We start from the raw sequence: 13,263 nt of genomic DNA on the forward strand, positions 1-13,263 counted from the left end.
CGGCGGCACCGACGGGGTGGACGGGTTCGGTGGGGAGGACATCTTCTACTACATCACCCTCTACAACGAGCCCTACACCCAACCCGCCGAGCCGGAAAACCTGAACGTCGAGGGCCTGCTCAAGGGCCTCTACCTCTTCAAAAAATCCGAGGCATCGGGTCCGAAGGCGCAGATTCTGGTCTCCGGTGTCACCATGCCCGAGGGGCTGCGGGCGCAGGAACTGCTCGCCACCGAGTGGGGCGTGGCCGCCGACGTGTGGTCGGTGACCTCGTGGGGTGAGCTGCGCCGCGACGGCATCGAATCCGAACGGCAGGCGCTGCGCGATCCGGGCACCGACGCCCCGCTGCCGTACGTCACCCAGGCGTTGTCGGATGCGGCCGGACCGTTCGTCGCCGCCTCCGACTGGATGCGCGCGGTCGCCGACCAGATCCGGCAGTGGGTGCCCGGCTCGTACACCACCCTCGGCACCGACGGGTTCGGGTTCTCCGACACCCGCCCCGCCGCCCGCCGGTACTTCAACGTCGACGCCGAATCGATCGTCGTCGCCGTCCTGTCCGCCCTCGCCGGCGAAGGCACCCTCGACCGCTCCAAGGCCGTCGACGCCGCCAACCGGTACCGCATCGACGACGTCCGCGCCGCCGCCGTCTCGTACACGGACACCGGGAGCGCATAACCCGAGTTCCTCACCCACCGCCGCCCGTGTGTCCGTCGGACTACACGGGCGGCGGTGGGCGTAGGTTCTTGTCTATGGTCGAGCAGAGTCCGCTGGTCTCCCGCAGACGACAAACCCGGGATCCGTTGCCCGACGCACTGTTGCGTCGCGTCAAACAGTTCTCCGGCCGCCTCTCGACCGAGGCTGTCACGACGATGCAGGATCAGCTGCCGTTCTTCGACGACCTGGACGCCGCCCAACGGTCCAACGTGCAGTTGCTGGTCCAGACGGCGGTCGTCAACTTCCTCGAATGGCTCAAGAATCCGGACAGCGACATCCGGTTCAGCCTGGACGCGTTCCAGGTCATTCCGCAGGATCTCGCGCGCAGGCTCACCCTCAGCCAGACGGTGGACATGGTGCGCGTGGCGATGGAGTTCTTCGAGCAGTGGCTCCCCGCCCTCGCCCGCAACGACCAGCAGCTGATCGCCCTCACCGAGGCCGTACTGCGTTACGGCCGCGAACTCGGCTTCGCGGCCGCTTCCGTGTACGCGAGTGCGGCGGAGTCCCGCGGCGCCTGGGACACCCGGCTCGAGGCCCTCGTGGTCGATGCCGTGGTTCGCGGCGACACCGGTTCCGACATGCTGTCGCGGGCCGCGACCCTCAACTGGGACGCGACCGCTCCCGCCACCGTCATCGTCGGCACACCGCCCGAGGACGAACGCGTCTCCGTCGTCGGCACGGTTCACACCATCGCGCAGAAGCACGGCCGGGCCGCTCTCGCGGTCGTGCAGGGTTCGCGGCTCGTGATGGTGGTCAGCGGCGAGCTCCAGGAGGGGTCGGGGCACTCGAGCTTCATGACCGATCTGCTCGGCAAGTTCTCCGACGAGCCGGTGATCATCGGTCCGACCACTCCGACGCTGGGCGCGGCGCACCTCAGTGCGGTCGAGGCGCTCGCCGCGATGCAGGCGGTCGCCGGCTGGCGCGGGGCCCCTCGGCCGGTCCACGCCGCCGAGTTGTTACCCGAACGCGCACTGCTCGGTGACAACGCCGCGGTCACCGCTCTCAACGACCATCTGGTCGCACCACTGGCGGCTGCGGGAGGTGTTCTCACCGACACTTTGGATGCATATCTCGACTGTGGAGGTGCGGTTGAGACTTGTGCACGTCAGCTGTTTGTTCATCCAAATACTGTCCGGTATCGACTCAAGAGAATCGCGGAAGTCACCGGGCGCGATCCGACGAATCCGCGGGATGCGTACGTGCTGAGAGTCGCCGCGACAGTGGGCCGATTGACACATTCCCATAACGAACCCATCACACGTTTAACACCAGTCACACCCTTCCCATTCGGAGAAGCAGGGATGTAACGAACGTCTGTCCAGATTCGATGCGAGGACCCCACGTGCAATTTTGTGGGAACCCGACAAATCCGCTGACGAAGGTTCATCCGCAACGACATCTCGCGGTACGCGGTTGACGGTGTTCTCTTGAAGAGTGATTTCGTTGCTCGCCCCGGGTCAGGGCTCTCAGACTCCCGGCATGCTCATCCCTTGGTTGGAGCTGCCGGGTTCTCATGACCGCGTCGAACTCTGGTCGAAGGCTGCCGGCCTCGATCTGGTCCGCCTCGGTACCACCGCGACCGCGGAGGAGATCACCGACACGTCGGTGACCCAGCCTCTCGTCGTAGCCGCCGCGATCCTCGCCTTCGAGGAACTCGACGCGCGCGGCCTCGTTCCCGCGGACACCATCGCGGCCGGACACTCGGTCGGTGAACTCGCCGCCGCGGTCGTCGCGGGGGTCCTGTCCGCCGACGACGCCGTCGCGCTCGCCGCTCTCCGCGGCGCCGAGATGGCCAAGGCGTGTGCACTCGAGCCGACCGGCATGTCCGCCGTCCTCGGGGGCGACGAGGCCGAGGTGCTCGCCCGCCTCGACGAACTGGGGCTCGAGCCTGCCAACCGCAACGCCGCCGGGCAGATCGTCGCGGCTGGTCTGCTGTCGGCGCTCGAGGAACTCGCGGCCAACCCGCCCGAGAAGGCGCGCGTCCGCGCCCTTCCCGTCGCCGGCGCGTTCCACACCCGGTTCATGGCACCCGCCCAGGAGGCCGTCACCGAGGCTGCGTCGAAGATCACACCGGGTGAACCCACCCGCACACTGCTCTCCAACGCCGACGGCGCACCGGTCGCATCCGGAGCCGACGCACTGACTAAGCTGGCCGCGCAGGTAACCCGACCTGTGCGTTGGGACCTGTGTACCGCAAGCCTGCGGACCGCTCAGGTCTCCGCGATCGCGGAGCTCCCACCAGCCGGAACCCTGGTCGGTATCGCCAAGCGTGAAATGCGCGGCACGCCGACTCTGGCACTCAAGACCCCGGGGGACATCTCCGCGCTGGCCGAACTGACAGAACTCGGCTAGTTTGCTGCGCGCACCTCGGTGCGCGTAGGGCCCGCAGGCGCGGCCGATGGGGACGTGCCTGCACAACTCCAGATACATCTACACCGAATCAGAAGGGAGCCACTCAGTGGCCGCCACCCAGGAAGACATCATCGCCGGACTCGCGGAGATCATCGAGGAGGTCACCGGTATTGAGCCGTCCGAGGTGACCATCGAAAAGTCTTTCGTCGACGACCTCGACATCGACTCCCTCTCCATGGTTGAGATCGCCGTCCAGACCGAGGACAAGTACGGCGTGAAGATCCCCGACGAGGATCTCGCCGGACTGCGCACCGTCGGTGACGCCGTGTCTTACATCCAGAAGCTCGAAGCAGAAGGCGGCGCAGACGCGGAGGCCGTGAAGGCCAAGCTCGAAGCTGCCAAGAACGACGAGGAGTGAGCTCAACCGTGACTTCCGCCTCGACCAACGGGAGACAGTTCCCCAACATCGTCGTCACCAGCCTCGCGGCTACGACGTCGATCGCTGGTGACGTGGATGCCACGTGGAAAGGCCTGTTGGCCGGCGAGAGCGGCATCGACACCATCCAGGAAGCCTTCGTCACGGAGAACGACCTGCCGGTGACGATCGGCGGCAAGCTCAAGGTGTCGCCCGACGAGTCGCTGTCCCGGGTCGAGATCCGCCGGATGAGTTTCGTCGAGCGGCTGGCGCTCGTCCTGGGCCGTCAGGTCTGGGAGAACGCCGGTAGCCCGGAGGTCGACAAGGATCGCCTCGGCGTCGTGATCGGCACCGGACTCGGCGGCGGCGAAGCTCTGATCGACGCCGTCGAGAAGATGAAGGCCGGTGGCTACCGCAAGGTGTCGCCGTTCGCCGTCCAGATGGTGATGCCCAACGGCCCGTCGGCCACCGTCGGACTCGAACTGGGCGCCCGCGCCGGAGTGATCACTCCCGTGTCGGCCTGCTCTTCGGGTTCCGAGGCCATCGCCCATGCGTACCGCATGCTGGTGATGGGCGACGCCGACATCATCGTCGCCGGTGGTGTGGAGGGTTACCTCGACGCCGTGCCGATCGCGAGTTTCGCGATGATGCGCGCACTGAGCACCCGCAACGACGATCCGAAGGCGGCCTCGCGGCCGTTCGACAAGGATCGTGACGGCTTCGTGTTCGGTGAGGCCGGAGCGATGATGGTCCTCGAAACCGAGGAGCACGCCAAGGCTCGCGGTGCCACCATCCACGCCCGCCTGCTGGGCGCGGGGATCACCTCCGACGGGTTCCACATCGTCGCTCCCGATCCTTCTGGTTCGGGTGCTGCGCGGGCCATGACGAGGGCGATCGAGACTGCTGGATTGACGAAGAGGGACATCCAGCACATCAACGCGCACGCCACGGCCACGCCGATCGGTGACACGGCAGAGGCGAACGCCATCAAGGCTGCCGTCGGCAACCACGCTGCGGTGTACGCACCGAAGTCCGCGTTGGGGCATTCGATCGGCGCCGTCGGTGCGCTCGAGGCGGTGCTCACGGTCCTGAGTCTGCGTGACGGAGTCATTCCGCCCACGCTGAATCTCGAGAATCAGGATCCAGAGATCGACCTGGATGTCGTCAAGGGTGAAGCCCGTTACGGCGAGATCGATTTCGCGATCAACAACTCGTTTGGTTTCGGTGGGCACAACGTCGCGCTCGCCTTCGGCCGGGCCTGACAGCCGGTCCAGCCAGATCGCGGGTGGAGACCCCTTCGTCGAAGGGGTCTCCACCCATCGACAGCCCCCCCGGGCCGCTACAGAGGAGGACGCGATGACAATCTTGGCACCCGCGACGAAGTCCGATGCATCGGTCGATCCGCGTGATCCCCTTGCGCGCCTGGAGAAGCTGTTCGACGGCGGGACGGTCGTCCCGCTCCACCCGCGTGACAAGTCCGGTGTGCTGGCCGCGTCCGGCAACATCGACGGTGTCCGCACCATCGCCTACTGCTCCGATGCCACCGTCATGGGCGGTGCCATGGGCGTCGAAGGCTGCAAGCACATCGTGACGGCGATCGACACCGCCCTCGAGGAAGATGCCCCGATCGTGGGTCTCTGGCACTCGGGCGGCGCGCGTCTCGCCGAGGGCGTCGAGGCCCTGCACGCCGTCGGGCTGGTCTTCGAGGCCATGGTCCGCGCGTCCGGCCGCGTCCCCCAGATTTCCGTCGTCCTCGGATTCGCCGCCGGCGGCGCGGCATACGGTCCCGCCCTCACCGACGTCGTCATCATGGCGCCGGAGGCCCGTGTCTTCGTCACCGGACCCGACGTGGTCCGCAGCGTCACCGGGGAACAGGTCGACATGGTCTCCCTCGGCGGCCCCGACACGCACACCAAGAAGTCGGGTGTGGCGCACATCGCCGCCCACGACGAGGGCGACGCCCTGCACCGGGCCCGCCGCCTGGTGTCGATGTTCTGCGAACAGGGCGAGTTCGATCAGGCCGCGGCCGCGCACGGCGACACCGATCTCCGCGCGCTCATGCCGGAGTCGGCGAAGCGCGCCTACGACGTCCGTCCCATCGTTCACGAGCTCCTCGACAACGTCGAGGGTGAGTCGAGTTTCGAGGAGTTGCAGGGCAATTACGCCCGCAGCATCGTCACCGGGCTCGGTCGTCTCGGTGGCCGCACCGTCGGTGTCATCGCCAACAACCCCCTTCGCCTGGGTGGTTGCCTCAACTCGGAGAGCGCCGAGAAGTCGGCTCGTTTCGTCCGCCTGTGCAACGCCTTCGGCATCCCGCTCGTCGTGGTTGTGGACGTGCCCGGATACCTGCCCGGTGTGAGCATGGAATGGGAGGGCGTCGTGCGCCGCGGGGCCAAGCTCCTCCACGCGTTCGCCGAGGCCACCGTTCCCCGAGTGACGGTCGTGACCCGGAAGATCTACGGCGGCGCCTATATCGCCATGAACTCCCGCGCGCTCGGCGCCACCGCCGTCTACGCGTGGCCCGACGCCGAGGTCGCCGTGATGGGCGCCAAGGCCGCCGTCGGGATCCTGCACAAGCGTGCTCTCGCCGCGGCGCCGGAAGAAGAGCGTGAGGCTCTGCACGAGCGTCTGGCCGTCGAGCACGAGAGCATCGCCGGCGGCGTCGACCGGGCCGTCGCGATCGGTGTGGTCGACGAGGAGATCGATCCCGCCAAGACTCGCAGTGTCGTGACCGCCGCCCTCGCCGCCGCTCCGGCCAGCCGAGGCGATCACAAGAACATCCCGCTGTGATCTGAGCTCAGTTCGAGAGAAGGCCCCCACCTCGAGCGGTGGGGGCCTTTTCGTGTGTGTGTGCGGGTCAGCCGACGTCGCGGCGCAACCAGGTGACCTCTGCGCCTTCGCCGCCACTGCGGAACGGCTCGAGAGCCTCGTCCCAGGCGGTTCCGAGTGCGTAGTCCAATTCGGTGGCGATGTCGCCTCCCGCTTGCATCAGTGCCCGCAGGCGCATCTCCCCCACGACGACATCGCCGTTGGCGCTGGTGGACCCGTGCCACAGACCCATGCCGGGCACGTGGCTGTACCGCTCGCCGTCCACGCCCTCACTGGGATCCTCGGTGACCTCGAATCGCAGCATCGGCCAGGCGCGGAGCGCATTGACCAATCGCGAGGCCGTGCCGACGGGACCCACCCAGCTGGTGGTCGCGCGCAGGACGCCGTTGGAGGCCGGCTGCGAGGTCCATTTCAGGTTCGCTCGGCAGTCGAGGGTTGAGGTCAGCGCCCATTCGATATGGGGGCACAACGCGGCGGGCGACGAGTGGATGTAGACCACACCAACCGTCGCGTCCGCGAACTGATTCAATGCGCGCACTCGAGCCTCCTGCTTCGACGAGGGACGTCTTCCCCAACGGCCTCAGTCGGTGTGTGCAGCACGCTCGGTTGACCAGTGTGCCCTGTGATGCCTGTGTTGCGCCAGTGATTCGATCAATCGGTGTGTCATCATCTTCGGCGTTCCGAGAGGATACCGTCGCTCAGCTCGGTCCACACGGGCTTGGCCCAGTCGCCGAAATCCCGGTCCGTCAACGCCACACACGCCAGCCCTGCCGCGGGGTCGACCCACAGGAATGTCCCGGACTGCCCGAAGTGACCGAACGTCTGCGGCGAATTGCCGGTGCCCGTCCAGTGCGGGCTCTTGCCCGACCGGATCTCGAATCCCAGACCCCAGTCGTTGGGGCGCTGTGAGCCGTATCCGGGCAGGATTCCGTCGAGCCCGGGAAATTGGACGGAGGTGGCCTCCGCGAGCGTCTGCGGCGAAATGAGCGCCGGGCGGAACAGTTCGGCCGCGAACCGGCCGAGGTCGCCCGCCGACGCCTCGGCTCCGTGACCGGCCGGGCCCACGAGCGCCGACCCGGTCATCGACAACGGAGCGAACACGGATTCCGCGACGTAGTCGGCGAACTCGATCGACGTCTCGCCGGCGAGGAAGTCGGCGAGCACCTCGAAGCCGGCGCTCGAATAGATCCGCTTGCGTTCCGGTGCGGTCTGAACTCGGTCGGTGTCGAACGCGAGACCCGACGCGTGCGCCAGCAGATGACGCACGGTCGAGCCCTCCGGGCCCGCGGGTTGATCGAGTTCGACCGCCCCCTCCTCGGTGGCCACCAGCACCGCGTACGCGCAGAGCAGCTTGGTCACCGAGGCCAGCGGGAAGACCCGCTGCTGGTCGCCGTATTCGCCGATCACCCCTTCGTCTCGCGACAGGACCACCGCCGCAGCGTTGTCCACGGGCCATCGGGCGATCTGATCGAGACTGTGCACCCGGTCAGCCTACGAGAGCCGCCCGCGGTCGGCTGCGGCGAGCCGCACAGGCCGGCTGCGGCGAGCCGCACAGGCAGACAGCGGGGAGCCGTCACCAGTCGGCTTCGGTGTACCGGATGACGCCGCGAATGTTCTTGCCGTCGAGCATGTCCTGATACCCGTCGTTCACCCCTTCGAGGGTGTAGGTGCGGGTGATCATGTCGTCGAGATTCAGCTGCCCCGACTTGTACATGTTCAGCAGGTTCGGGATTTCGACCCGGGCGTTCCCGCCGCCGAAGATGGTGCCCTTCAGGTCCTTCTGGAGCATGGAGAAGAGGAACAGGTTCAGCTTGACGTCCATGTCGGTCATGGCGCCCATGGCGGTGACGACGCAGGTGCCGAACTTGCTGGTGAGCAGCAGGGCTTCCTCGACGTATTCGCCGCGCATCTCCCCCACGGTGATGATCGTCTTCTGCGCCATCAGCCCGTTGGTGAGCGCGATGATCGGCTCGATTGCGGCAGCGGCACTCTCGAACGCGTGCGTGGCACCGAACTTCAGCGCCTGTTCCCGCTTCCACGGCACCGGGTCGATGGCGAAGATCTGACGCGCCCCGGACGCCACCGCACCTTGCAGCGCGCTCATGCCGACGCCGCCGACACCCATGATGACGACGGATTCGCCCGGCTTCACCTCCGCCATCCGCGTCGCCGAACCCCACCCGGTGGGCACACCGCAGCCGACGAGGGCCGCGACGTCGAAGGGGATGTCCTTGTCGATCTTCACGACCGACGTCTCGTGCACGACCATGTAGGGCGAGAACGTGCCGAGCAGGCACATCGGGATGACGTTCTCACCGCGTGCGTGGATGCGGAACGTGCCGTCGCTGATGGCCAGGCCGCTCAGCAGCCCCATCCCGAGGTCACACAGATTCTGGTGTCCCGCCGAGCATGCCGGACAGCGTCCACAGGCGGGCACGAAGGAGAGCACCACGTGGTCGCCGACTTCGAGGTCCTTCACCTCCGGCCCCAGTTTGGTGATGACGCCCGACCCCTCGTGGCCGCCCATGACCGGGAAGGACGCCATGGGCATCGAACCGGTGACGATGTGGTGGTCGGAGTGGCACATGCCGGCGGCTTCCATGCGGATCTGCACCTCGCCCGCCACCGGATCGCCGATCTCGATCTCCTCGACGGACCACGGCTCGTTCAGGCCCCACAGGATCGCACCCTTGGTCTTCATGTGACTCCAACCCCTTCATTCATGTCTGCGCATCTGCTGATGTGACGATAGACACAAACTCGCCGAATTGGAACACGTTCTACCGAATCGGATCCGGGAATCCGAAACTGTTACCCCGACACGTCGCGAAGGTGATGGATCGGATCGTGGACGAAGTACGCGGCCAGCGACTCCACGGTGAACGACGCACCGTCACTGCGGCGCCCCGTCCGTCCCCGGAACTCCGGGGCAACGGCCGCGAAGCCGGCGGCCACCGCCGCGCCGGCCTCACGCAGTTCGGCGCCCACCACGGCCGGATCCTGCTCGTTGTAGCGCTCGGATTCGGCCGTCTCGTCCTGATCCCAGTTCGGGAACAGTGGATCCGTCTCGTCCAGCATGAGCCGCAGCCGGACGTCGAAGATCCGGAACACGTCACGCACGTGCGCCGCGTACTCGAGCGCCGACCAGGTCTGCTCGTCCGGCCGGACCCTCACGTCGGGACGAGCGAGCACCGGCGACCAGGCGCCGGCGTTCGCACGAACCAGAGCCGGGATGTCCTCGTACCGGGTTGCCGCGGCGTCGAACCCGCAGTCGGGGCAGGCCCGGTCGAGGACCCACGTCCAGTTCTTCGTGTCGGGAGTGATCGCCATGGCGGTCATCGTAGAGCGGCGCTCCGATCATGCCGCGCGTTCGCGGCCCACCGGTACCGTCACGAGGATGCACGCCACCTTCCTCGGTGTCTCCACGGTCCTGTTGTCCGACGGCGAGACGTCGGTGATGACGGACGGGTTCTTCTCCCGGCCGCCGCTCCTGCGATCGGTCCTGCGTCCGCTGCGCCCCGACGGTGCCGCCGTCGACCGGGCCCTCGCGCGGGTGGGAACCGAGCGCCTGGCCGCCGTCTTCGTCGCGCATTCGCACTACGACCACGCGCTGGACTCTCCGATCGTGGCGCAGCGCACCGGCGCGGAACTCGTCGGTTCGCCGTCGACGCGGCGCGTCGCCGAGGGCTACGGTTTCGCGCCGGACCGGTTCCGGACGATCGAGGTGCGAACTCCCCTGCGATACGGCGCCTTCGAGGTGACGGCACTGCCCGCAGCGCACAGTCCCCGGGCGAAGTTCCCGGGCACGATCGACCACGCGGTGCACCCGCCGGCGTCGATCCGCGAATACGCGCAGGGCGACTGCTTCTCGTTCCACTTCGCGCATCCGGACGGCCGGATTCTCGTCCATGCCAGCGCGAACTTCGTTCCCGGTGCACTCGACGGATACGACGTCGACACCGTCTATCTGGGCATCGGCACGCTCGGCAAGCAGTCCGACGAGTTCCGCCACGACTACTGGGACGCGCTGGTGACCCGGACCGGCGCGCGCCGGGTGATCCCGATCCACTGGGACAACTTCTGGAAGCCGCTGGACCGGCCGTTGACACCCCTCCCCCGATTCGCCGACAACTTCCGGCGATCGCTGCGGTTCCTCACCGAGAAGGGCCTCGCGGACGGTGTCGACGTGCAACTCCCCGTCGCGTGGGAGCGCGTCGATCCGCTGGCATAGCTCGGGCACTCGCTCAGAGCTTGTAGCCGATCGTCCGGAGTAGCGCCTTGCGCTCGGCGACGTCGTCGCTCGTCTCCACGCCGGCGGGGGAACCGCCGTCGATCACGCCGGCGATCCCCCGGCCGAGGTCGGTCTCGGCCACGATGATTTCGACGGGGTTGGCGGTGGCGCAGAAGATTCCGCACACCTCCGGAACCTGCTTCAGCGTGTTCAGGACGTTCACCGGGTAACCGTCCTCCACGAACACGAAGAACGAGTGGCCCGCACCGACCGCGACCGCGTTGCGTGTGGCCAGCTCGACGAGACGATCGTCGTTGCCGGAGCGACGCACGAGGCGGGGCCCCGACGCTTCACAGAACGCCACCCCGAACCGGAGGTGAGGACTCACTCCGGCCAGCGCCTCGTGGATGTCCTCGACGGTCTTGATGAAGTGGGACTGCCCGACGATCACGTTCATGTCGTCGGGCTTGTCGACTGCCACGATCTGCAGGTCCACGATGGCCTCCTCGGGTGCCTCTCAGTCTGCCCCGCTCCGCCACGGAGAACAACGACGCGCCGGGCTTCCGATCAGGCGCCGATGTGGGCGGCGAACGCGGACTGCCCGGGGCCGGTGAGGTCGGCGAGTGCGTCGCGGCGCCCGGCCATCGCCATCAGGAGTGCTTCCCCGCTGCCACGGACCTGCGGGCCCCGGCCGTAGGACCAGTCGAGATCCGTGGCCACCAGCCTCACCCCGCGGGCGCGCCAGGCACCGCGGATCAGCGGAGCGAAACGGGCGAACTCGAGCGCCGCGCGCAGCCGGTGCTGCGGAATCGTCCGGGGAATCGCGAGGGGCCGGCGGATGTCCTGCTGATGGATCATGCCGTCGACGAGGCCGATCATCCCACCGAAACCGGCTGGCAGACCGCTGGGTTCGGCATGCACGCGCATCGCGTCCACCAACTCGTCGGTCGTGCGGTCCGCGAGATCGGCGACCCCGAGCGCGTTCACCCGATCCTGCAGGAACCACCCCTTCCCGAACCGAAGGAGCAGACCGCGGAGGTCGAGTTCGTCATAACTGATCACGTGCGCCACCACGTCCCGCACCCGCCACCGCTCACACAGACTCGGTGACTCCCACTGCTGCGGAGACAGACCTGCGAGCAACTCGGCGAACTCTTCCCGTTCCGGGCGCGCCAACGTCATGGTGTCCACACTGCCCGCATCCGGGCGGGTTTGGAAAGTCCGGACCGACCGGCGGCAACGGTGGGGCGGGCGGGGCTCGAACCCGCGACCAATGGATTATGAGTCCACGGCTCTAACCGACTGAGCTACCGCCCCATCACCGCAGCACTCGCACTCGCGGCGTGCCGATGGTACCGTGCGCCCGCCGCGTCGGCGTACCCGGGACGAAGCCCGCCCGGACAGGACTTTTCGAGTGGCCGGACGGTGCCGATCCGCTTTCGTGCTGATCGGTCTACTCGTCCTGCGGATCGCGGCTTTGTTCGTCGCGCGCGTGTTCGCGCTGTTCGACTGAGCCGGCTCCCGGCCTCCCGCCGTCTGCGACGAGTTCGTACCGTCGCCCGTAGGTTTCGACGAGCGCCTGGATCGCCGCGACCACCGGGACGGAGACGAGTGCACCGACCGCACCGAACAGGGACGCGCCCACGATCACCGATCCGAACGCGACCGCAGGGTGGATCGAGACCGTCGCGGACGTGATGCGCGGGTGCAGCACGTAGTTCTCGATCTGCTGGTAGACGGTCCCGAAGACGATCACCCACACACCGTCCGTGGGCTGGGCCGCCGCGGCGATGATCGCGGGCAGAGCGATCGCGAGATAGGTGCCCAGGGTGGGGACGAACTGCGAGACGACACCGGTCCACAACGCCAGCGGCAGCCAATAGGGCACCCCGATGACCACGAGGAAGATTCCGGTGGCGACCGAGCTCACCGCGGCGAGGATCAGCCGCGACACCACGTATCCCCCGGCCTTCTCGACCGAGATCTCCCACACCACCGAGATGACCTGCTGCTGCCGCGCCGGGAACCAGCTCGAGATGGTGCGCCGCATCGCCGGACCCTGCGCGGACATGTAGAACACGAACAGCAGCAGCGTCAGCATCTGGAACACCAGGCCGAGCAGGGAGGACAGCACCCCCAGAACACCCGGGGTGAACCGTTGCGCGAGGTCGCGGATGGTGTCGGGGGTGAGGTGGATCAGATCTTCGCCGGTCGACAAGTTGGTGTCGAACACGCGATTGGACCATTCGGTGACCGAGGAGAGAGCGCCTGGCAGCGCCTTCAGGAGCTGCGCGAGTTGCTGGGCGAGCAGCGTCCCGAAGAGCGCGAGAAATCCGATGGCGGCAACGAACAAGGCGAACAGAACGAGACCGGTGGCGGCGCCGCGGCGCAGTCCCCGGCCCGCGAGCCAGTCGACGACCGGTTCGAGGGTGATACTGAACAGCCACGCGAGGAACAGCAGCCCCAGGAAGCTCCGCAGGTTGACGAACAGCCAGCCCGACAACTGGTAGGCGGCGACGGCGAGAAGAACGTAGAAGATCGAGGGCAGCAACCACCGCGGGGTGTCGCGCGCACCGAACCGCCCGATCGACCCTGTCCGCTCGGTTTCGCCGCCGTCCTCGCTCATCGCACACCCCGCGGTCGATTGCTGCCGATACAGCGGGAATGTACTCGTCCGGGCATGCGCACCGATCCGAATCGGCCGGGCACAACAGAAAACCCCGC

At 67.5% G+C, this 13,263-nt stretch carries 13 protein-coding genes, 1 tRNA gene and 1 pseudogene; 7 read left to right on the top strand and 8 right to left on the bottom strand.

Annotated elements, in window-relative coordinates; genetic code table 11:
* The 6 genes and pseudogenes from ACFTWF_RS31240 to ACFTWF_RS31265 form a co-directional block, all read left to right on the top strand.
* Positions 1–673, top strand: a pseudogene (locus ACFTWF_RS31240) (pyruvate dehydrogenase (acetyl-transferring), homodimeric type); the annotation flags it as partial.
* Between the two features lie 74 nt (positions 674–747).
* Complete coding sequence (locus tag ACFTWF_RS31245; RefSeq protein WP_378464986.1) at positions 748–2,019, top strand: PucR family transcriptional regulator; 1,272 nt, start codon at positions 748–750, stop codon at positions 2,017–2,019.
* A gap of 127 nt (positions 2,020–2,146) precedes the next feature.
* Positions 2,147–3,064, top strand: coding sequence for an ACP S-malonyltransferase (locus ACFTWF_RS31250; RefSeq protein WP_378464987.1), 918 nt, complete (start codon positions 2,147–2,149; stop codon positions 3,062–3,064).
* Between the two features lie 106 nt (positions 3,065–3,170).
* Positions 3,171–3,482 (top strand): meromycolate extension acyl carrier protein AcpM, encoded by a 312-nt coding sequence (gene acpM / locus ACFTWF_RS31255; RefSeq protein ID WP_005247839.1) that lies wholly within the window; start codon positions 3,171–3,173, stop codon positions 3,480–3,482.
* An 8-nt stretch (positions 3,483–3,490) separates the two neighbouring features.
* On the top strand, positions 3,491–4,741 hold the full coding sequence (locus tag ACFTWF_RS31260; protein ID WP_378464988.1) for a KasA/KasB family beta-ketoacyl-ACP synthase: 1,251 nt from the start codon (positions 3,491–3,493) through the stop codon (positions 4,739–4,741).
* Positions 4,742–4,835: 94 nt separating this feature from the next.
* Positions 4,836–6,269, top strand: coding sequence for an acyl-CoA carboxylase subunit beta (locus tag ACFTWF_RS31265; protein ID WP_185724519.1), 1,434 nt, complete (start codon positions 4,836–4,838; stop codon positions 6,267–6,269).
* 67 nt (positions 6,270–6,336) lie between these two features.
* On the opposite strand, the gene ACFTWF_RS31270 is transcribed toward ACFTWF_RS31265, so the two are convergent.
* From ACFTWF_RS31270 to ACFTWF_RS31285, 4 genes are all read right to left on the bottom strand, one after another.
* A complete protein-coding gene (locus ACFTWF_RS31270; RefSeq protein WP_378464989.1) occupies positions 6,337–6,846 on the bottom strand; it encodes a DUF3145 domain-containing protein in 510 nt (169 codons plus the stop codon).
* Positions 6,847–6,974: 128 nt separating this feature from the next.
* Positions 6,975–7,790, bottom strand: a complete 816-nt coding sequence (locus ACFTWF_RS31275) for a serine hydrolase domain-containing protein (protein WP_378464990.1) — start codon at positions 7,788–7,790, stop codon at positions 6,975–6,977.
* Between the two features lie 91 nt (positions 7,791–7,881).
* Complete coding sequence (locus ACFTWF_RS31280; protein WP_378464991.1) at positions 7,882–9,009, bottom strand: NDMA-dependent alcohol dehydrogenase; 1,128 nt, start codon at positions 9,007–9,009, stop codon at positions 7,882–7,884.
* A gap of 110 nt (positions 9,010–9,119) precedes the next feature.
* Positions 9,120–9,638: a DinB family protein gene (locus tag ACFTWF_RS31285; RefSeq protein ID WP_378464992.1), complete on the bottom strand. Its 519-nt coding sequence runs from the start codon at positions 9,636–9,638 to the stop codon at positions 9,120–9,122.
* Here ACFTWF_RS31285 and ACFTWF_RS31290 point away from each other — a divergent pair.
* Positions 9,637–10,539, top strand: a complete 903-nt coding sequence (locus tag ACFTWF_RS31290) for an MBL fold metallo-hydrolase (RefSeq protein ID WP_378464993.1) — start codon at positions 9,637–9,639, stop codon at positions 10,537–10,539. The two genes, ACFTWF_RS31285 and ACFTWF_RS31290, sit on opposite strands and share 2 nt — an antisense overlap.
* A gap of 13 nt (positions 10,540–10,552) precedes the next feature.
* Here ACFTWF_RS31290 and ACFTWF_RS31295 read toward each other — a convergent pair whose 3' ends face one another.
* The 4 genes from ACFTWF_RS31295 to ACFTWF_RS31310 form a co-directional block, all read right to left on the bottom strand.
* Complete coding sequence (locus ACFTWF_RS31295) at positions 10,553–11,035, bottom strand: adenosine-specific kinase (RefSeq protein ID WP_378464994.1); 483 nt, start codon at positions 11,033–11,035, stop codon at positions 10,553–10,555.
* Between the two features lie 71 nt (positions 11,036–11,106).
* Positions 11,107–11,721 carry a maleylpyruvate isomerase family mycothiol-dependent enzyme gene (locus tag ACFTWF_RS31300; protein ID WP_378464995.1) on the bottom strand — a complete coding sequence of 205 codons (615 nt, stop codon included), beginning with the start codon at positions 11,719–11,721 and terminating at the stop codon, positions 11,107–11,109.
* A 61-nt stretch (positions 11,722–11,782) separates the two neighbouring features.
* Positions 11,783–11,856: transfer RNA gene (locus tag ACFTWF_RS31305), tRNA-Ile, on the bottom strand.
* Between the two features lie 136 nt (positions 11,857–11,992).
* Positions 11,993–13,165 (bottom strand): AI-2E family transporter, encoded by a 1,173-nt coding sequence (locus ACFTWF_RS31310; RefSeq protein WP_378464996.1) that lies wholly within the window; start codon positions 13,163–13,165, stop codon positions 11,993–11,995.
* Positions 13,166–13,263: the final 98 nt, after the last annotated feature.

The sequence above is a fragment of the Rhodococcus sp. NPDC056960 genome (assembly GCF_042674125.1).
Classification (GTDB): Bacteria; Actinomycetota; Actinomycetes; order Mycobacteriales; family Mycobacteriaceae; genus Rhodococcus_F.

Excerpts from the sequence above, each read along its gene's own strand:
- ACFTWF_RS31280 (WP_378464991.1), bottom strand. The coding sequence starts at position 9,009 with ATGAAGACCAAGGGTGCGATCCTGTGGGGCCTGAACGAGCCGTGGTCC.
- ACFTWF_RS31300 (WP_378464995.1), bottom strand. The coding sequence starts at position 11,721 with ATGACGTTGGCGCGCCCGGAACGGGAAGAGTTCGCCGAGTTGCTCGCA.
- ACFTWF_RS31290 (WP_378464993.1), top strand. The coding sequence starts at position 9,637 with ATGGCGGTCATCGTAGAGCGGCGCTCCGATCATGCCGCGCGTTCGCGG.
- ACFTWF_RS31265 (WP_185724519.1), top strand. The coding sequence starts at position 4,836 with ATGACAATCTTGGCACCCGCGACGAAGTCCGATGCATCGGTCGATCCG.
- ACFTWF_RS31285 (WP_378464992.1), bottom strand. The coding sequence starts at position 9,638 with ATGGCGATCACTCCCGACACGAAGAACTGGACGTGGGTCCTCGACCGG.
- ACFTWF_RS31310 (WP_378464996.1), bottom strand. The coding sequence starts at position 13,165 with ATGAGCGAGGACGGCGGCGAAACCGAGCGGACAGGGTCGATCGGGCGG.
- ACFTWF_RS31245 (WP_378464986.1), top strand. The coding sequence starts at position 748 with ATGGTCGAGCAGAGTCCGCTGGTCTCCCGCAGACGACAAACCCGGGAT.